We start from the raw sequence: 18,860 nt of genomic DNA on the forward strand, positions 1-18,860 counted from the left end.
TCGGGGTGTCGGATTGATACTTGTTGAAGTGCCGCGGCGCGTTTAGCACTGTTTTGCCGAAAGTGCACTATTCCGTTCGGAATGTTTTGGAGGATGGATGGGAAAAATAAGAACCGCGATCGGCCTGATGAGCGGTACGTCGATGGACGGGATCGATGTCGCCCTGGTTCGCACGGACGGTGAAGCCCACGTGGAACGCGGGCTGTTCCTGGGTATGCCTTACGATCCGGCCTTTCGCGACAGGCTGAAGCTTGCGCTCGAACAGGCAAAATCCATCCGCAGGCGCGAAGAGCGCCCCGGCGAGCTTGCGGCGATCGAGCGCGAACTGACGATACGTCATGCATCTGCCGTTGCGGAATTTCTCAATCGTCACGGTCTGGATCGCAGCTCGATCGACGTCGTAGGGTTCCACGGCCAGACCGTGCTGCACCGGCCGGACGAAGCGTTGACCGTCCAGCTCGGCGACGGGCCACTGCTTGCGAGGGAAACCGGCATTGCGGTCGTCTACGACATGCGCGCCAACGACATGTTGCACGGCGGTCAGGGCGCGCCGCTCGTGCCGGCCTATCACGCAGCGCTGGCGGGGACTGTTCGAGGCACCAAACTGCCGGTCTGCTTCGTCAATATTGGCGGCATTTCGAACCTGACCTATATCGGCGCCGAAAGCGCAATCGCCGCCTACGACAGCGGGCCGGGAAACAGCTTGATCGATCAATGGGTCGAGACCCACGCCGGAATACCGTTCGATCAGGGCGGCATGATCGCGTCGGAAGGCAAGATCGTCGCCAAACTAGCCGACCGATACCTGAACAGTCCGTTCTTTACGGCCGGGAAACGTCGGTCGCTCGACCGCAACGACTTTCTGCCGCCGAACGGCAAGGACGCCGAACTTGCCGACGGTGCCCGCACGCTTGCTTATGTCGCTGCGGCCTCGATCATCAAATCGACCGGTCACCTACCGGTGACACCGGCCCTTTATGTCATCTGCGGCGGCGGGCGGCTGAACCACACAATCATGCGGGACCTTGCCGATCTCGCTGCGCAGCAGAAATCCACGGTGATCTCCGCCGAGGACGCTGGCTTCAACGGCGATGCCATGGAGGCCGAAGCTTGGGCCTATCTCGCGGTGCGGTCGCTGGAGGCACTGCCGCTCACCTTTCCCGGCACGACCGGCGTTCGACAGCCCGTCAGCGGCGGCATTCTTGCGAGGTCACGATGACGGAAGAGATCATTCTGGAAACACCGCGGCTGCGGCTGGTAATGTGGGACGCAGCGGATGCAGGGCTTATCATGGCGCTGCATTCAACGGTAGGCACGACGCGCTATATGTCAGGCGGCGCACCCTGGGATATGGAAAAGTGTGAGGAACGGCTTGCGAACTGGATCAAGGAACAAGCGCGGGACGGTACGACGAAATACAAGCTGCTGAGCAGAGGTGACAGACGCTTCATCGGCCGCGCCGGAATTTCAATGCATGATCGCGACGAGAACGAATTCGAACTTGGCTATGCGCTTCGCGAGGAGGAATGGGGAAAGGGCTATGCGACGGAGGTAGCGAGCGCGCTTGCCAAGTGGTTCTTCGCCGAGGGGTTCGCCGGGCGCTTCATCGCTTTCACGCATCCGGAAAACTTCGCCTCGCAGCACGTGCTGAAGAAGATCGGAATGCGACAGATAGCGCCCCGGCTGATCGACGGTTTCGTGGCGCCGACATTCGAGCTCGGCGCCACTGATATTTGATTGTCAGCGAATGCGCTTCGCAGCTGGCTCCGGCACCAGTTCGCCGTTGAGGCGCCGGTCGAGGTAATCCTCGCATTCGGCCATCAGCGTGTCGACCTGGCCGTTGAAGAAGTGATTGGCATTCGGCACCGTGCGGTGGGTGATCAGAATACCTTTCTGCGTCTTCAGCTTCTCGACCAGACCGTTAACATCCTTCTCGGGTGCGACCTTGTCGGCTTCGCCGTTGATGATCAGGCCGGAGGACGGGCAGGGCGCCAGGAACGAGAAGTCGTAGGTGTTCGGCTGCGGCGCGATCGACATGAAGCCTTCGATTTCCGGACGGCGCATGAGGAGCTGCATGCCGATCCAGGCGCCGAAGGAATAGCCTGCCACCCAGCAGGTCTTCGAATCGGGATGCAGGCTCTGAACCCAGTCGAGTGCTGAAGCGGCATCCGAAAGCTCGCCGGCGCCGTGGTCGAATTCGCCCTGGCTGCGGCCGATGCTGCGGAAATTGAAGCGCAATGTCGTGAACCCGCGCTTCTGGAACATGTAGAAGAGCTGGTAGACGATCTGATTGTTCATCGTGCCGCCGAACTGCGGGTGCGGATGCAGGATAAGGGCGATCGGCGCGCTTTTTTCCTTGGAGGGCTGGTAGCGGCCTTCAAGACGGCCGGCTGGGCCGTTGAAAATGACTTCGGGCATCGGTACTCCGGGTTTTTATTTTCGCGTTCCTGGCGCTTAGACTTGACGAACGTTGTCAGCTTTTCTAAAACGCAGTTTAGAACAATTCGAAACTTGTATGCGATCCACGCATCGTGGAAGTGTCATAAGGCAAGCTCGGCGGACATTTCAAGAAAAATGAACCGTAGCAGCCTAACTGGAATCAAGCGCAGGACAAAAGAGCATGGCGCCGCCCCGCCTTTATCTTGATTGGAACGCGACATCGCCGCTGCATCGCGCAGCGCGCGAGGCGATTCTGAGCGCGTTCGATCTCTTTGGAAATCCGAATTCGGTCCACGGAGAAGGTCGCGCCGTGCGCGCTGCAATCGAGGCCGCGCGCCGCCAGGTTGCGGCACTGACTGGAGCCGAGCCGGCACATGTGGTTTTTACGAGCGGCGCGACGGAAGCGGTCAATACGGTGCTGACGCCGGATTTCCGCATGGGACGCACGCCACTTGCGATCGGCCATCTCTATTATTCGGCGATCGAGCATCCGGCGGTGCGTGAAGGCGGTCGCTTTTCGGCTGAAAAGACGACCGAAATTCCGGTCACGTCTGCGGGTGTCGTGGATCTGGAAGCGCTGGAGAGATTGCTTGCGGCCCACGACAAGGCCTCAGGCCCGCCGATGGTGGCGATCATGCTCGTCAACAACGAGACCGGTATCGTCCAGCCGGTTCGCGAAGCCGCCAAGATCGTACAGACGTACGGCGGACTTCTCATCGTCGATGCGGTGCAGGCAGCAGGACGCTTGAAGCTCGGCATCAACGAGCTCGGCGCCGATTTCCTGATCGTGTCTTCACACAAGCTCGGCGGGCCGAAGGGTGCCGGTGCGCTTGTTTCGCGCGGCGAGGTTCTGATGCCGCGGCCTCTGATCCGCGGTGGAGGCCAGGAAAAAGGTCACCGGTCGGGGACTGAAAATTCGTCCGCCATCATTGGCTTTGGTGCCGCCGCAGCCGCGGCGCTTGATGAATTCGACGACCGCAATAGCAGATTTGAAAGGCTTCGCGATCGTCTTGAGGACGGTATGCGGCGTGCGGCGCCCCATGTGCTTATTTATGGCGCGGACGCGCCGCGGGTATCGAATACGAGTTTCTTCACGCTTCCGGGCCTGAAGGCCGAGACCGGCCAGATCGCCTTCGATCTCGAGGGCATCGCGCTTTCGGCGGGCTCCGCCTGCTCGTCCGGCAAGGTCGGCGAGAGCCATGTTCTTGTGGCCATGGGCTGCGACCCGAAAATGGGGGCGCTGCGCATTTCACTCGGCTTTGCGACGACGGAAGCAGAAATCGACAGGGCGGTCGCCGCCTTTGCGAAGATAGCCGGGCGGTGCAGGCCGGCCGGGGAAGCGGCCTGACCGCCTCACTAAATTGCGGAAACGCAAATTTCCGCTTGCCAATCGGGCTGAAAAACCCCTTTTGGCCACCTACATACGGGGTAAGGAAAACTGCCCCAAGACAAGCTGCCGGACCTTTACCCGGCGAGATTGGAGAACGATATGCCCGCCGTCCAAGAAACGGTTGAACGCGTCCGCCAGATCGATGTGGACCAGTACAAATATGGCTTCGAAACCATCATCGAGATGGACAAGGCACCCAAGGGCCTGTCCGAGGAGATCATTGGCTTCATCTCCGCCAAGAAGCGTGAGCCGGAATGGATGCTCGAATGGCGCCTTGAGGCCTACAAGCGCTGGCTGACGATGGACGAGCCCACCTGGGCGCGCGTCGACTATCCGAAGATTGATTTCAACGATATCCACTACTACGCCGCGCCGAAGAGCACCTCCGGCCCGTCGTCGCTGGACGAGGTCGATCCGGAGCTGCTGAAGGTTTACGAAAAGCTCGGCATCCCGCTGCGCGAGCAGGAAATCCTCGCCGGCGTCGAGAAGTCGCGGATCGCCGTCGATGCCGTCTTCGATTCCGTTTCGGTGGTGACGACCTTCAAGGAAGAGCTGAAGAAGGCCGGCGTGATCTTCATGTCGATCTCGGAAGCGATCCGCGAGCATCCGGAGCTGGTGAAGAAATATCTCGGCACGGTCGTTCCGCAGACCGACAATTACTATGCGACGCTGAACTCCGCTGTTTTCACCGACGGCTCCTTCGTCTTCGTGCCGAAGGGCGTCCGCTGCCCGATGGAGCTTTCCACATATTTCCGTATTAACGAGAAGAATACTGGACAGTTCGAGCGCACGCTGATTATCGCTGAGGAAGGCGCCTATGTGTCCTACCTCGAAGGCTGCACGGCGCCGCAGCGTGATGAAAACCAGCTGCATGCCGCCGTTGTCGAACTGATCGCTCTCGATGATGCCGAAATCAAGTATTCCACCGTCCAGAACTGGTATCCGGGCGATGCGCAGGGCAAGGGCGGCATCTACAACTTCGTCACCAAGCGCGGCGATTGCCGCGGCGACCGCTCGAAGATTTCGTGGACGCAGGTCGAGACCGGCTCCGCGATCACCTGGAAATATCCGTCCTGCATCCTGCGCGGCGACGACAGCCGCGGGGAGTTCTATTCGATCGCCGTGTCCAACGGACATCAGCAGGTCGACAGCGGCACCAAGATGATCCATCTCGGCAAGAACACGTCGAGCCGCATCATTTCCAAGGGCATCGCCGCAGGCGTGTCGCAGAACACTTATCGCGGTCAGGTTTCGGCTCACCGCAGGGCGTCGAACGCGCGCAACTTCACGCAGTGCGACTCGCTCTTGATCGGCGACAGGTGTGGCGCCCATACCGTGCCTTACATCGAGGCGAAGAATTCGACGGCACATTTCGAGCACGAGGCGACCACCTCAAAGATCTCCGAAGACCAGCTCTTCTACTGCCTGCAGCGCGGCATTCCGGCGGAAGCGGCGATCGCGCTGATCGTCAACGGTTTCGTCAAGGAAGTCCTGCAGGAGTTGCCGATGGAATTCGCCGTCGAGGCGCAGAAGCTAATCAGCATCTCGCTCGAAGGCAGCGTCGGCTGACGCCAACCGAAATCACTACGCGATGGCGCGCCCGGCGCGCCTTTACCCGATTGCTTTTTATGGGACATGACCATGCTTGAAATCAGAAACCTGCACGCCCGCATCGCCGAAGACGGCACCGAGATCATCCGCGGCCTGGACCTTACAGTGAAGGCCGGCGAAGTCGCTGCCATCATGGGCCCGAACGGCTCCGGCAAGTCGACGCTCTCCTACATTCTTGCGGGTCGCGAAGACTATGAAGTGACCGAAGGCGACATCCTTTACAACGGCGAGAGCATTCTCGAGCTCGACGCCGCCGAGCGCGCCGCCAAAGGTATTTTTCTGGCTTTCCAGTATCCGGTCGAAATCCCGGGCGTCGCGACCATGCAGTTCCTGAAGGTGGCGATGAACGAGCAGCGCAAGGCGCGCGGCGAAGAAGAGCTGAAGACGCCGGATTTCATGCGTCTCGTCAAGGACGCAGCCGGCAAGCTGCAGATCAATACCGAGATGTTGAAGCGGCCGCTGAACGTCGGCTTTTCCGGCGGTGAGAAGAAGCGCGCCGAGATCCTGCAGATGGCGCTGCTCCAGCCGCAGCTTTGCGTGCTCGACGAAACCGATTCCGGCCTCGATATCGACGCGCTGAAGATCGTTGCCGATGGCGTCAACGCGCTGCGTTCGCCCGACCGCGCTGTGGTCGTCATCACCCACTACCAGCGCCTGCTTGATTACATCATTCCGGACACCGTTCACGTCCTCTACAAGGGCCAGGTGATCAAATCCGGCGACAAGACGCTGGCGCACGAGCTGGAAGCTAACGGCTACGCCGACATCATCGGAGCGGCAGCCTGATTCAGGCGGAAAGGACGAGTCTCATGAACATGCAGACGACGAGCCGCCTGACTGCCGCGGAAGCGGCGCTCATCGAGGCTTTCAACAATCAATTCGGCGAACTGCCCGGTGACGGCGCGGTGACGGCGACCCGCGACCGGCTGCTGGACGACCTGAAGAAGGGCGGCCTGCCGACACGGCGGATCGAGGCCTGGCATTATACCGACCTCAAGAACCTACTTCGCGCCGTTCCGGCCGTTGCCGGGGACGCCGCATCGAAAGAGATCGAACCGCTGATCGAAGGTTCTTCGGTTCTCTCGATCGTGCAGGGCCATGTCGACCCAAGTGCGACTGCGGGCGAGCTTGAGATCTCCAGTTACGCGCAGCACCTGATCGACGGCTCGGCCGTGGCGGGGCTCGGCGCGCTTGGTGCGGATGATGCCGTCGGCCGCATCAACGGCAGCTTCGTGCGCGACGGCTATGTCGTTTATGTTCCGGCGGGTACCGAATTGGAAAGGCCGCTGGAGATCGATCTCGTCCATGCCGGCGGCCAGATCCATACGCGCCTGCCCGTATCGTTTGGCGCAAACGTCAAGGCGATCGTGATCGAACGTCACCTGTCGGTGACAGGCGATGAGGCACTCGTGTCCCATGTCAGTGACATCACGATCGGCGAAGGCACGGAACTCACCTGGATCATCCTGCAACAGCAAGGTGGCGAGGATACGCATCTTGGCCAGATCCGCATCGATCTTGGCGCCAATGCCAAGCTGAAGCTGTTCGTCATCAACGCGGGCGGCAAGCTGGTGCGACAGGAGTTGCACATCAAGGTGACAGGCGAGGGTGCGGACCTGACGCTCCGGGGCATCAACCTGCTCGGCGGCGATACGCATACCGACGTGACGATGGTGCTCGGCCACAACGTTCCGCACACCGGTTCGACGGAGATCATCCGCAACGTCGTCTTCGACCGCGCCAAGGGCGTCTTCCAGGGCATGATCCGGGTTGCGCCCGATGCGCAGAAGACCGACGCGAAAATGTCGTGCAACACGCTGCTAATGTCGGACGATGCCGACTTCTCGACGAAGCCGGAGCTCGAGATCTTTGCCGACGACGTCCAGTGCGGCCACGGCGCGACCGTTGCGGATATCGATGACAATCATCTCTTCTACATGATGGCGCGCGGCGTTCCGGAGAACAAGGCGCGGGCGATGCTCGTCAAGGCCTTCGTCGCCGAGATCGTCGAGGAATTGGAAGACGAAGCCCTGGTCGAGGCGCTGGAAGGCGTCATCTCGGCCTGGCTCGAAAAGCACGCCTGATCGGATACCGCCATGGACAAGTTAGCACCGGCAGCCACCTACGACGTCGAAGCCATCCGCAAGGATTTTCCGATCCTTGCACGGGAGGTCTATGGCAAGCCGCTGGTCTATCTCGACAACGGCGCCTCCGCCCAGAAGCCGCAAATGGTTATCGATGCCATCTCGCGGACCTATTCGACCGAATATGCGAACGTGCACCGCGGCCTGCATTTCCTGTCCAATGCGGCAACCGAAGCCTATGAGGGCGCGCGCGAAAAGGTTCGGCGCTTCCTGAACGCGCCGTCCGTCGACGACATCGTCTTCACGAAATCCTCGACGGAGGCGATCAACACGGTCGCGCACGGCTGGGGCATGCCGAAGATCGGCGAGGGCGACGAGATCGTCGTCTCGATCATGGAGCACCACTCCAATATCGTGCCTTGGCATTTCATCCGCGAGCGGCAGGGCGCCAAGCTGGTCTGGGTGCCGGTGGACGACGAAGGTGCCTTCCATATCGAGGACTTCGAGAAAAGCCTGACAGAACGCACTAAGCTCGTTGCGATCACGCATATGTCGAACGCGTTGGGCACCATCGTTCCGGTCAAGGAAGTCTGCCGCATCGCCCATGAGCGCGGCATTCCGGTCTTGATCGACGGCTCGCAGGGTGCCGTGCATCTGCCGGTCGATGTCCAGGATATCGACTGCGACTGGTACGTGATGACCGGCCACAAGCTCTACGGTCCCTCGGGAATCGGCGTGCTCTACGGCAAAAAGGAGCGGCTTCGCGAGATGCGGCCGTTCCAGGGCGGCGGCGAGATGATTTTCGAGGTGACGGAAGATGCCGTGACCTACAACGATCCGCCGCATCGCTTCGAAGCCGGCACGCCGCCAATCGTTCAGGCGATCGGCCTTGGTTATGCGCTGGATTACATGGACAAGGTCGGACGCGAGGCGATTTCACGCCATGAAGCCGATCTGACGGCCTATGCCGCCGAGCGGCTGCGGTCGATCAATTCGCTGCGCATCTTCGGAACGGCGCTGGGCAAGGGCAGCATCTTCGCCTTCGAACTCGCCGGCCTGCATCCTCATGATGTCTCGATGGTGATCGACCGGCAGGGCGTTGCGGTCCGCGCAGGCACCCATTGCGCCATGCCGCTCTTGAAACGCTTCGGCGTCACCGCCACATGCCGTGCATCCTTCGGCATGTACAACACACGTGCCGAGGTTGATGCCTTGGCCGACGCGCTGGAATATGCGCGCAAGTTCTTTGCTTGAGGAGTGTCCGTATGAGCCTGGACGAAAGCGAACAGAAGACCGACGTGCGCGAGGGTATCGTGCATTCGAGCATTCCTGCCGATGAGTTGGCGCGCCTTAGCGACGACGTCATCGGCGCGCTGAAAACCGTCTACGATCCGGAAATTCCCGCCGACATTTTCGAACTCGGGCTGATCTACAAGATCGACATCGAGGACGACCGCATGGTGAAGATCGTCATGACGCTGACGGCCCCGGGCTGCCCGGTTGCTGGCGAAATGCCGGGCTGGGTAGAGAATGCCGTCGGCGCGGTTGAAGGCGTATCCGGCGTCGAGGTCGCGATGACCTTCGATCCGCCGTGGACTCCAGATCGCATGTCGGAAGAGGCGCAGGTTGCCGTTGGCTGGTACTAGCATGATCCCGAAAAGCTGCAGTCGGCAGGCTGGTATTGAAGCCTTAAGCTGCGCGCTTTACATTAAGACTCGAAGCACCCGAACTTAACCCGGGTTGTGGAAGGAGAATGAGCCGATGGGCTTTGCAGTGATGAGCATGACCGGCACCGCCGCGGCGCGGGTGAAGGCGATCGTCGAAAATTCCGGACCGGAGGCCAAGGGCATCCGCGTCGGCATCAAGAAGGGCGGTTGCGCCGGGATGGAATATACCATCGACCTGGTGACCGAACCCAATGCCAAGGACGACCTGATCGAACGCGACGGCGCCAAGGTCTGGGTCGAGCCATCTGCTGTCCTCTATCTGCTCGGCACGGAACTGGACTTCGAGACGACGACGCTGCGCTCGGGCTTCACCTTCACCAACCCGAACCAGACATCGGCCTGCGGCTGCGGAGAATCCGTGGAACTGAAGCCCGCCGATCTCGCAGCGCTTGCCGCGCGCGGCGACGCGGTAGTGCCTGCCGCGCACTGAATTCTTCAAGGCCGCAATCGAAGCCGCCAGCGATGGCGGCTTTGTTATTTTGATTTGTCCCTTTCAGGCAGCGAAACAGTTTCTACCGTATGATCATCGAAACGCTGCTTCTACTCTTTGCCAAAGGCGCTCTTCTTGGTCTCATCGTCACCGCGCCGCCGGGGCCGATCGCGACGCTCTGCATCAACCGCAGCCTTCATCGTGGTTTCCGATCGGGTGCAGCCATCGGTATTGGGGCGGCGCTTGGCGATGCGTGCTACGCACTGGTGGCGGCCGCCGGTCTCGCAATGGTCTCGCACACCGTCGACGATTATTCACTGCCGATTGCGGCAGCCGGCGGTGCGCTTCTCATCTTTCTCGGCATCCGCGATCTTGTGACCCCGCCTGCCGGTGCCGTGGAGGTCGGCGCCCGCGATCTCTTCGGCAAGATCGCCTCGACCTTCCTGCTGGCGATTTCGAACCCCGGCGCGCTTCTTTCGTTCGGAGGCCTCTTTGCGGGGCTTGGTCTGGTCGACGGCAATACGGTGACGGAAGTCGCGGCGATCGTCATCGGCGTGTTTTTCGGTGCAATGGCCTGGTGGACGGCGTTGAGCGCGGCGGTCAATCTCGCCCGCGACAGGATTTCAAGCGATCTCACGCTGCTAATCCGCCGCATTTCTGGCGGGCTGATCATCGCCTTCGGGACCGTCGTTCTCGGCTTTGCAGCGCGGCTGCTGCTTGCATAGAGAGTTGCGCGGGTAAGTCAGTCGCGCTTGATGCTCATCAGCAATTCCCACATGTCGGCGCCGGCCTCGAAAACGACGGCGTTCGCCTTGAAGCTTTGCTCGGCCTGGATCAGGCTCGTCAGTTCCATGAGCGGATCGACACTTTGGCCTTCATTGGCAGTCAGCGTATCGGGATCGACGCGGCTATCGCCGGGCGTGCTGATGTTCGCCACGTTGCTGGCAATCGCGCTGACCTTGCTGGTCTGGGTGCGCATGCCCGAAAGAGCGGTGTTCATGACGCTCGATACATTCATCAGCCGTTTCCTCACGTCTCCATAGAAGCCGCTATACAGAAGAGATTTTAGGGAAAACTGAACGCGTTTCGTTAACAGTAAGCGCAGCAAGGCGAGCAGGGCGTCCGGAAATGGCACGGAAGCTGAAAAACGGTGGTCGCCTCAGTTCAAGCGCGCGATCTGAGCCTGGAACGCCGTTCGATACTGGGAGGCCTCTTCAGGCGGCAGATCGGCCTGGCGAGGCTCCAGCCGGACCAACCGGCCGAGGACATGGAGAAGGTTCGTCAGATCGGCTGTATATTCGCAAAGCCAGTGATCGGGTTGAATAGCGTCCAGCGGCGAGGGCAGGCGGCGGTCGCCTATCATGGGCAGCAAGCGATCGAGCCTGCGATATGGTTCGATTGACAACGCTTTATTCGACGATGTCGCTCATTCAAACTTTCTGCTGAGGCTGCACGTTTGGACAGAACCGTAGCGCAATGGAACAATAAAAGGGGCTGAAACTAAAAGACGAAACCTCGGATGGTCAGCCGTGGTCCGATCTTGGCTACAGATATCGAAATCCAGACGGCTGCGGCTATCGATGCCCTGCTTGTTCAACGGATCGGAATCCTCCCGAGGGAGCCCGGCGATCAGATCCATCCTTTCGCCATAGGGCGGCTGGGCGGCCCGATGGCCTGAGGTCGTTCGCAAAGCGTCGCTTGGGAGGCCCGCCGCGGTAAGCAAAATCTGGTAGCGTCGATCAGCCTTGAATGTCGATGCCAGCCTCGATCGCGGCATCGATGAAGGCCTTCCGCGCCTCTTCGTTGGTGCGCTTGCCCTTTATGACGTCGGCGCAGATCAGCAGAGCACGATCGAGGGCGGGGCCGTCTTCGATTGGCCAGTCCTCGATCAGCGCCCAGGAGGCGGCCTGCGTGGTCGATATGGTCATGTATTGACCTGGTTCTTCGAGGGCGAGCAGCACCGGTTTCGACCAGGGCGCTTGCATTCTGGCTTCGCTCTGGTCTTTCGGCATCGGGCGTGACCTTTTTTCATCGTCGGGTTGGGAGAGTGAGGCGGAAAACCCTCCCCACGAGGGGGAGGGGCCGTGAGGGCGTGTTATTCCGCCGCCTCCGCATAGCTCTCCACCGGCGGGCAGGTGCAGATCAGGTTCCTGTCCCCATACACATTGTCGACGCGGTTGACCGGGGACCAGTATTTGTCAACGCGGAAGGCGCCCGGGGGGAAGCAGGCCTGTTCGCGAGAGTAGGGGCGGTCCCATTCGCCGACGAGGTCTTCCACCGTGTGCGGGGCGTTCTTCAGCGGATTGTTGAGCTTGTCCATGCGGCCTTCCTCGATGGCGCGGGCCTCCTCGCGGATGGCCAGCATCGCCTCGCAGAAGCGGTCGAGTTCGGCCTTGGTTTCGGACTCGGTCGGTTCTATCATCAGCGTGCCGGCGACCGGCCAGCTCATGGTCGGTGCATGGAAGCCGCAATCGATCAGGCGCTTGGCAACGTCATCGACGGTGACGCCGGCGCTATCGGCCAGCGGACGCGTGTCGATGATGCATTCATGCGCGACGCGGCCGCTCTCGGACTTGTAGAGCACGCCGTAGGCGTCCTTCAGGCGGGCGGCGATATAGTTGGCATTGAGTATCGCGACCTTGGTTGCCTGCGTCAGGCCTTCGCCCCCCATCATCAGGCAGTAGCTCCACGAGATCGGCAGGATTGAGGCCGACCCAAAGGCCGCAGCGGAAACCGCGCCGGAGCGGCCGTCGGTTTCCGGATGGCCGGGCAGGTGAGGCGCCAGATGCGACTTGACGCCGATTGGGCCCATGCCCGGACCGCCGCCGCCATGAGGGATGCAGAAGGTCTTGTGCAGGTTAAGGTGCGACACGTCGGAGCCAATGTCGCCGGGGCGGGATAGGCCGACCATTGCGTTCATGTTGGCGCCGTCGAGATAGACTTGGCCGCCGTGCTTGTGCACGAGATCGCAGATCTCTTTTACCGTCTCCTCGAACACGCCATGCGTCGACGGGTAGGTGATCATGCAGCAGGAGAGGTTTGCCGAATGCTCTTCCGCTTTGGCGCGGAAGTCGTCCATGTCGATGTCGCCGTTTCCGCGAACCTTGACGACGACTACCTTCATGCCGGCCATCTGCGCCGAGGCGGGGTTCGTGCCGTGCGCCGAGGTCGGGATCAGGCAGACGTCGCGATGGCCGTTGCCGTTGGCGATGTGGTAGTTGCGGATCGTAAGCAAGCCGGCATATTCGCCCTGTGCGCCGGAATTCGGCTGCATGGAAAAGGCGTCGTAACCGGTGACCGCACAAAGTTTTTCCGTCAGGTCGTCAATCATTTCGCGGTAGCCGAGCGCCTGATCGGCCGGCACGTAAGGATGGATGTCCGAAAATTCCGGCCAGGTGATCGGCAGCATTTCCGCCGTGGCGTTCAGCTTCATGGTGCAGGAGCCGAGCGGGATCATCGCGCGGTCGAGCGCAAGGTCACGATCCGAGAGCCGGCGGATGTAGCGGGTCATTTCGCTTTCCGCGCGGTTCATGTGGAAGATCGGATGCGTCAAATAATCGCTGGTGCGCAGCAGATCCTTCGGCAGGCGATAACCGGGCTCGAAGTCACCAACGGCGAAGTTGCCGCCGAAGGCGCGCCAGACGGCTTCAAGCGTCGCCGGACGGGTGCGCTCGTCGAGGCTAATGCCGATCTTCGTCGTGCCGACCTTGCGCAGGTTGACGCCTTCGGCGACAGCGGCGCCCAGGATGAGGCCCTGCATGTGGCCGACATCGACGGTGACCGTGTCGAAGAAGGTTTCCGGCTCTATCTTGTAACCAAGCTTCTCAAGGCCCTTGGCCATCAGCACGGCCTTCTGGTGAACCTGCTGGGCGATCGCCTTGATGCCCTTCGGACCGTGGAAGACCGCATACATCGACGCCATGACGGCGAGCAGCACCTGCGCGGTGCAGATGTTCGACGTCGCTTTTTCGCGGCGGATATGCTGTTCGCGGGTCTGCAGTGACAGGCGGTAGGCGCGGTTGCCGCGGGCATCGACGGACACGCCGACGAGGCGGCCGGGCATCGAACGCTTGTGCGCATCCTTGACCGACATATAGGCCGCATGCGGGCCGCCGTAGCCGACCGGGACACCGAAGCGTTGCGACGAGCCGATCGCGATGTCCGCACCCATTTCGCCCGGCGACTTCAGAAGCGTCAGCGCGAGGATATCGGCGGCGACGATGGCAATCGCGCCAGTCTGATGCAGGCGGGAGATCAGGCCGGTGAAATCATGCACATGGCCGTGCGTGCCGGGATACTGGAAGATCGCGCCGAAGACGTCCACTGGATCGAGATCCTTGAAGGGATCGCCGACGATGACGGTCCAGCCGAGCGGCTCGGCGCGGGTCTGGATGAGCGCGATCGTTTGCGGGTGGCAGGCGGCGTCGACGAAGAAGGCCTTGGCCTTCGACTTCGAGACGCGCTCGGCCATGGCCATGCCTTCGGCGGCAGCGGTCGCTTCGTCGAGAAGCGAAGCGTTGGCGACGTCGAGGCCGGTCAGGTCGCAGATCATCGTCTGGTAGTTCAGCAGCGCTTCCAGGCGGCCCTGGCTGATTTCCGGCTGGTAGGGCGTGTAGGCGGTGTACCAGGCGGGATTCTCCAGGATGGTGCGCTGGATGACCGGCGGCGTGATCGTGCCGTAGTAGCCCTGGCCGATCAGCGAAACGAGCACCTTGTTCTTGTTGGCTGTTTCGCGGAGTTTGTCGAGCGCCTCGCGCTCTGTCATCGGCGCACCCCAGACGAGCGGCGCCTTCTGGCGGATCGCGGGCGGTACGGTTGCGTCGATCAGGCTGTCGAGGCTGTTGTAGCCGACGACCTTCAGCATCTCCTCCATCTCGGCCGGCGAGGGGCCGATATGGCGGCGGTTGGCGAAGTCGTAGGGCTGGTAGTCGGTAAACTGGAATTCTGTCGGCGTCGTCATTACGCGGTGAGCTCCTTGTAGGCCGCTTCGTCAAGCAGGCCATCGGCATCGGCCGGGTTCTTGAGCTTCAACTTGAAGAACCAGCCGGCGCCCTGCGGGTCCGAATTGACCAGCGACGGGTCGGCGGTGATTGCTTCGTTGACTTCGGTGATCTCGCCATCGAGCGGACAATAGACTTCCGAGGCAGCCTTCACGGACTCGACGGTGGCGGCATCGTCATTCTTGGAAAAGCTCGCGCCCACTTCCGGCAACTCGACGAAAACGAGGTCGCCGAGCTGCTCGACGGCGTAATTCGTGATGCCAACCGTCGCCACGCCGCCTTCGATCTTCAGCCACTCATGTTCTTCGGTAAATTTCAGCATGGTTTGTTCCTCTCTGGAAAAGTCTTAGCGTTTGTAGGTCGGCGTGATGAAGGGCATGGCGCTGACTGTCACAGGCAGGTACTTGCCGCGCACCTCAGCGTAGATTTGGGTTCCAACGGAAGCATGGGAGACAGGCACGTAGCCGATGGCAACCGGGCCATCGACGCTCGGGCCGAAGCCGCCCGACGTAACCTCGCCGATCTCGGTCCTGCCTTCGGCATCAGCATAGAGCTTGGAATGGCCGCGCACCGGCGCCTTGCCTTCCGGCTTCAGGCCGACGCGGCGGCGCGTGGCGCCGTTGTCGAGCTCGCGGAGGATGCGTTCCGCGCCGGGGAAGCCTCCGGCACGCGCTCCGCCCGTCCTGCGAGTCTTCTGCATGGCCCATTCGAGCGCCGCCTCGACCGGCGTCGTGGTGGTGTCGATGTCGTTGCCGTAGAGGCAGAGGCCCGCCTCCAGGCGAAGCGAATCGCGGGCGCCGAGGCCGATCGGTTGCGCATCGGGATGTTCGAGCAACCGCTTGGCGACGTCCTCCGCCTTGTCGGCCGGAATGGAGATTTCGTAACCGTCCTCGCCGCTATAACCCGAGCGGGAGACGAGACAGGAGACGTCGTGCAAGCGGCAGTGACGCACGTCCATGAATTTCATCGCCGCGACGTCGGCCCAGAGTTCGGCCAGCACGTCGACGGCGCGAGGACCTTGCAGCGCGACCAGCGCGCGGTCGAGCAGGGTGATGTCACAGCGGTCACCGATATGCTTCTGCATATGCGCGACATCGGCTTCCTTGCAGGCGGCGTTGACGACGACGAAGAGATGGTCGTCGAGATGGGCGATCATCAGGTCATCGAGGATGCCGCCGTTCTCATCGGTAAAGAAGCCGTAGCGCTGGCGTCCTTCGGCGAGACCGAGGATATCGACCGGGACGAGGCTTTCGAGCGCAAGGGCCACATCCTCATACTTGCCCGACTTCGCCTTCACGATGACCTGGCCCATATGGGAAACGTCGAACAGGCCGGCGGCGGCGCGCGTCTGCAGGTGTTCCTTCAGGACGCCGGCCGGATATTGCACGGGCATATCGTAGCCTGCGAAGGGCACCATGCGAGCGCCGAGCAAAAGATGCAGCGCGTGTAGCGGAGTATTCTTGAGGGCAGCAGTATCGTCCAACGACGCCTCCGGGGTTTGCGCGTGGAATCCCATGCGCGGGCTCAATCTGAAGGCGCAGCTACGCCTTCCTTCCGAGCCCCCTCTGTCCGTTTGCCTGAGATTGTTATCCCTTCGGCGAGCGTTTCGAGAACGCTTCTCTCCAGAGTTCCGTCTGCCCCTTGCTGGTCCTTTGGCCTGAGAGTTTCCGGGGCGGTTGCTCCTTCGGCACCGGTCGTCCGCAGACCGGATTCTCCCAACAAGGTTGCGGCAATTATCCGGCGGAGCAGGCACTTGGCAAGGGGGAATGTCGCCGCCGAACAAATTTTTGTCGCGCCGTCCTTCGGCAAAGTGTGATCTGCGTCAAATGAGCTTTTGCTTTTCCCGGATAAAGTGCTTAATCGCGAAATCCGCTAAAGAGGATCCAGATGATGAAGACAGGCCGAAACGCTGGCATGCTGACGCGCATTCTCTGCGCGCTGAGCTTGCTTATGCTTGGCCTTGCGCATCAGGCGCCGCAGGCGGCCGCGGCTGACGCGGACTATAACAGCGCCGCATACGTCCTGCCGGATGGCACCTACGCCTCGCTTTGCGTGAACGTTACGGACAGCGGCGACAGGACGGTCCCGCAGAAGCCGGGTTGCGAAGTCTGCCGGCTCTCCGCCTCCGTTATCCTGCCGGTGCCGGATGCCGGCTCCTGGCTGCATCTTGAATTCGCCACGCTGCACAACCCGCCGGTTCATGCGGACACCCCCATCGGGGTGCAAGCCGTCGAACGTCCGAAATCCAGGGCGCCTCCGGTTTTGGCCTGATCTCCAGCCACACCGAAAACGACACTATGATGCCGGTGCGCCAGCCATTGCGAGCGCAACCGACGAGGAGATACCCGATGAAGACCATCAAGACACTCAGCGCTGCAGCTCTGGTTTCCGCAGCCGCATTCACGGCAACGCAGGCGCATGTCACCTTTCTTGATCCCGAAGCCCCACAGGAAAAGACGATCCTCGCAACACTGCAGCTACCGCATGGCTGCGACGGCAAGCCGACCAACGAAGTGCAGGTGAGGCTGCCGGAGGGCTTCGTCTTTGCCAAGCCGCAGCCGAAGGCCGGCTGGGAGTTGGAGGTGATCAAGGGCGACTATCAGAAGACCTACGACAATCACGGCTCCAATGTGAAATCCGGCGCGATCGAGATCCGCTGGAAAGGCGGCAATCTCTCCGACGACTTCTACGACACCTTCGTGATCCAGGGTAAGGTCTCGGGCGTGGAAGCAGGAACGTCGCTGGCCTTTCCCGTGAAGCAGCTTTGCGGCGATGCAGTCGAGGCATGGGACCAGGTCGCAACCGGCGGCGGCGATCACCATAAGCTCAAGAGCCCGGCGCCGGTGCTGACGGTCGTTGCCGGCGGCGGCAACGGTCACGACCATGGCGACATGGCCGGGATGGACATGAATGCCGCAGCAGCTGAAACCGCAACGCTCGGCGATCTCGAAGTCTCCGGCGCCTTTGCGAAAGCAATGCTGCCTGGCCAGCCGGTCGGTGGCGGTTTTCTTACCATCAAGAATAACGGCAAGACCGACGACAAGCTCGTCGCCGTTTCCTCGCCGGCTGCGGGCGAAGTTCAGATGCATGAAATGGGGATGCAGGACAACGTGATGAAGATGCGAGAGCTGAAGGATGGGATTGCCGTGCCGGCAGGCGGGACGGTGAAGCTAGCGCCTGGCGGCCTGCATCTGATGTTCCAGAAAGTGAAAGCGCCTTTCAAGCAGGGTGAGAGCGTGCCGGCGACGCTAACCTTTGAGAAGGCGGGCAAGATCAATGTGACCTTGAAGGTCCTCTCGGCACAAGGCAAATAATTTGGCAATAGGCTCGCGGCGGTCGTCGCGGGCCTTTTACTTTCCAGAGGTGGGAAGTTCAAAAATCCTCGTAGGATTTCAATGCCTGCTGCAATCCTGCCTGCGGCTGCTTGTTGCCTTTGGTCATCAGGTCGAGCGCCACTTCGGTAGACTGGATGATGCTTGCCGTTTCGTTCAGCTCCTGGCCGCTTCGACCCTTTAGCTGACGATCGGCGATCCGGCGCGCATCCTTTGCCACCATGCTCGCCGGGACGCGGGGAGCAATCCTCAGCGTTTCGAAAGCGGTGGCGGCCGTGCTCGCGGATATGGTAACGACCTGTGTCATAAGACGCTTGGTACAGGCCGCCGGTTTGTAACCGGCTAAGGAAATCATTCGTGTTTTACTGAATGGTAAGATTTTTAGCCATCCGATTGGAATTCGTCAGGTAGGCCAAACTATGATCCAAGCTCTTCTTGTCGGCGCCGGTGGCGCTATTGGTTCGCTTCTGAGATATTACGTAGGCCAATGGTCGCTGCGGCTCATGGGGCCGAGCTTCCCTTGGGGCACGCTGATCGTCAATGTCGTTGGCTGTTTCGCCATTGGCGTTTTTGCCGAAATGATCGCACGCCGGTTCAACGCCTCCGTGGAGATGCGCCTTCTGCTCATCACCGGTTTCCTCGGCGGCTTTACGACCTTTTCCGCTTTTTCACTGGATGCGATCTCCCTCTTCGAGCGGGGCGAGACAGTGGCCGGCGGGCTTTATGTCGCCGCAAGCGTCGGGCTTTCGATGGCCTCTGTCATGGTCGGCCTCGCCGTCGTGCGCGCTTTGATCTGAAAGGCAGTTTCCGCGCAGAGAAAAATGCTCTAAAGCCACCGGCAACAGCC

General features: G+C 61.2%; 21 protein-coding genes and 1 riboswitch. Of the genes, 13 read left to right on the top strand and 8 right to left on the bottom strand.

Features of this window, described 5'->3' with window-relative positions:
* Positions 1 to 97: 97 nt before the first annotated feature.
* Both N2599_RS07915 and N2599_RS07920 read left to right on the top strand, forming a co-directional pair.
* Complete coding sequence (locus tag N2599_RS07915; protein ID WP_027512436.1) at positions 98 to 1,219, top strand: anhydro-N-acetylmuramic acid kinase; 1,122 nt, start codon at positions 98 to 100, stop codon at positions 1,217 to 1,219.
* Positions 1,216 to 1,737 (top strand): GNAT family N-acetyltransferase, encoded by a 522-nt coding sequence (locus N2599_RS07920; RefSeq protein WP_027512437.1) that lies wholly within the window; start codon positions 1,216 to 1,218, stop codon positions 1,735 to 1,737. The genes N2599_RS07915 and N2599_RS07920 overlap by 4 nt, the downstream gene beginning before the upstream one ends.
* A gap of 3 nt (positions 1,738 to 1,740) precedes the next feature.
* Here N2599_RS07920 and N2599_RS07925 read toward each other — a convergent pair whose 3' ends face one another.
* Positions 1,741 to 2,418, bottom strand: a complete 678-nt coding sequence (locus N2599_RS07925) for an alpha/beta hydrolase (RefSeq protein ID WP_027512438.1) — start codon at positions 2,416 to 2,418, stop codon at positions 1,741 to 1,743.
* Between the two features lie 202 nt (positions 2,419 to 2,620).
* Here N2599_RS07925 and N2599_RS07930 point away from each other — a divergent pair, with 202 nt between their 5' ends.
* The 8 genes from N2599_RS07930 to N2599_RS07965 all read left to right on the top strand — a co-directional run bounded on the left by N2599_RS07930 (position 2,621) and on the right by N2599_RS07965 (position 10,406).
* Positions 2,621 to 3,787: a cysteine desulfurase family protein gene (locus tag N2599_RS07930; RefSeq protein ID WP_027512439.1), complete on the top strand. Its 1,167-nt coding sequence runs from the start codon at positions 2,621 to 2,623 to the stop codon at positions 3,785 to 3,787.
* A gap of 141 nt (positions 3,788 to 3,928) precedes the next feature.
* Positions 3,929 to 5,398 carry a Fe-S cluster assembly protein SufB gene (gene sufB / locus N2599_RS07935; RefSeq protein ID WP_027512440.1) on the top strand — a complete coding sequence of 490 codons (1,470 nt, stop codon included), beginning with the start codon at positions 3,929 to 3,931 and terminating at the stop codon, positions 5,396 to 5,398.
* Positions 5,399 to 5,470: 72 nt separating this feature from the next.
* Positions 5,471 to 6,226, top strand: coding sequence for a Fe-S cluster assembly ATPase SufC (gene sufC, locus N2599_RS07940; RefSeq protein ID WP_027512441.1), 756 nt, complete (start codon positions 5,471 to 5,473; stop codon positions 6,224 to 6,226).
* Positions 6,227 to 6,249: 23 nt separating this feature from the next.
* The gene (gene sufD / locus N2599_RS07945; protein WP_027512442.1) at positions 6,250 to 7,524 is read left to right on the top strand and encodes a Fe-S cluster assembly protein SufD; all 1,275 of its coding nucleotides are present in this window, start codon (positions 6,250 to 6,252) and stop codon (positions 7,522 to 7,524) included.
* A 12-nt stretch (positions 7,525 to 7,536) separates the two neighbouring features.
* Positions 7,537 to 8,778, top strand: coding sequence for a cysteine desulfurase (locus tag N2599_RS07950; protein WP_027512443.1), 1,242 nt, complete (start codon positions 7,537 to 7,539; stop codon positions 8,776 to 8,778).
* Between the two features lie 11 nt (positions 8,779 to 8,789).
* The gene (locus tag N2599_RS07955; protein WP_027512444.1) at positions 8,790 to 9,170 is read left to right on the top strand and encodes an SUF system Fe-S cluster assembly protein; all 381 of its coding nucleotides are present in this window, start codon (positions 8,790 to 8,792) and stop codon (positions 9,168 to 9,170) included.
* 115 nt (positions 9,171 to 9,285) lie between these two features.
* A complete protein-coding gene (gene sufA, locus N2599_RS07960; RefSeq protein WP_027512445.1) occupies positions 9,286 to 9,681 on the top strand; it encodes a Fe-S cluster assembly scaffold SufA in 396 nt (131 codons plus the stop codon).
* Positions 9,682 to 9,770: 89 nt separating this feature from the next.
* A complete protein-coding gene (locus N2599_RS07965; RefSeq protein ID WP_244915119.1) occupies positions 9,771 to 10,406 on the top strand; it encodes a LysE family translocator in 636 nt (211 codons plus the stop codon).
* 17 nt (positions 10,407 to 10,423) lie between these two features.
* Here the strand turns inward: N2599_RS07965 and N2599_RS07970 are convergent, their stop codons facing one another.
* The 6 genes from N2599_RS07970 to gcvT all read right to left on the bottom strand — a co-directional run bounded on the left by N2599_RS07970 (position 10,424) and on the right by gcvT (position 16,164).
* Complete coding sequence (locus tag N2599_RS07970; protein WP_027512447.1) at positions 10,424 to 10,699, bottom strand: flagellar basal body protein; 276 nt, start codon at positions 10,697 to 10,699, stop codon at positions 10,424 to 10,426.
* Positions 10,700 to 10,840: 141 nt separating this feature from the next.
* Positions 10,841 to 11,086, bottom strand: a complete 246-nt coding sequence (locus tag N2599_RS07975) for a hypothetical protein (protein ID WP_084606588.1) — start codon at positions 11,084 to 11,086, stop codon at positions 10,841 to 10,843.
* Between the two features lie 334 nt (positions 11,087 to 11,420).
* Positions 11,421 to 11,666, bottom strand: a complete 246-nt coding sequence (locus N2599_RS07980; RefSeq protein ID WP_027512449.1) for a DUF982 domain-containing protein — start codon at positions 11,664 to 11,666, stop codon at positions 11,421 to 11,423.
* A 110-nt stretch (positions 11,667 to 11,776) separates the two neighbouring features.
* A complete protein-coding gene (gcvP, locus tag N2599_RS07985; protein WP_027512450.1) occupies positions 11,777 to 14,641 on the bottom strand; it encodes an aminomethyl-transferring glycine dehydrogenase in 2,865 nt (954 codons plus the stop codon).
* On the bottom strand, positions 14,641 to 15,003 hold the full coding sequence (gene gcvH / locus N2599_RS07990) for a glycine cleavage system protein GcvH (RefSeq protein ID WP_027512451.1): 363 nt from the start codon (positions 15,001 to 15,003) through the stop codon (positions 14,641 to 14,643). Before gcvH ends, gcvP begins: the two co-directional genes overlap by 1 nt.
* 24 nt (positions 15,004 to 15,027) lie before the next feature.
* Positions 15,028 to 16,164, bottom strand: coding sequence for a glycine cleavage system aminomethyltransferase GcvT (gcvT, locus tag N2599_RS07995; protein WP_027512452.1), 1,137 nt, complete (start codon positions 16,162 to 16,164; stop codon positions 15,028 to 15,030).
* A gap of 152 nt (positions 16,165 to 16,316) precedes the next feature.
* Positions 16,317 to 16,409: riboswitch (glycine riboswitch) on the bottom strand.
* Between the two features lie 159 nt (positions 16,410 to 16,568).
* Here gcvT and N2599_RS08000 point away from each other — a divergent pair.
* Positions 16,569 to 16,952: a hypothetical protein gene (locus N2599_RS08000; RefSeq protein ID WP_027512454.1), complete on the top strand. Its 384-nt coding sequence runs from the start codon at positions 16,569 to 16,571 to the stop codon at positions 16,950 to 16,952.
* 77 nt (positions 16,953 to 17,029) lie between these two features.
* Positions 17,030 to 17,995, top strand: a complete 966-nt coding sequence (locus N2599_RS08005) for a copper chaperone PCu(A)C domain-containing protein (RefSeq protein WP_027512455.1) — start codon at positions 17,030 to 17,032, stop codon at positions 17,993 to 17,995.
* 58 nt (positions 17,996 to 18,053) lie between these two features.
* Here the strand turns inward: N2599_RS08005 and N2599_RS08010 are convergent, their stop codons facing one another.
* The gene (locus N2599_RS08010) at positions 18,054 to 18,320 is read right to left on the bottom strand and encodes a hypothetical protein (protein ID WP_027512456.1); all 267 of its coding nucleotides are present in this window, start codon (positions 18,318 to 18,320) and stop codon (positions 18,054 to 18,056) included.
* 112 nt (positions 18,321 to 18,432) lie between these two features.
* Here N2599_RS08010 and crcB point away from each other — a divergent pair, with 112 nt between their 5' ends.
* Positions 18,433 to 18,810 carry a fluoride efflux transporter CrcB gene (gene crcB, locus N2599_RS08015; protein WP_027512457.1) on the top strand — a complete coding sequence of 126 codons (378 nt, stop codon included), beginning with the start codon at positions 18,433 to 18,435 and terminating at the stop codon, positions 18,808 to 18,810.
* Positions 18,811 to 18,860 lie beyond the last annotated feature (50 nt).

Source organism: Rhizobium sullae, assembly GCF_025200715.1.
GTDB lineage: Bacteria > Pseudomonadota > Alphaproteobacteria > Rhizobiales > Rhizobiaceae > Rhizobium > Rhizobium sullae.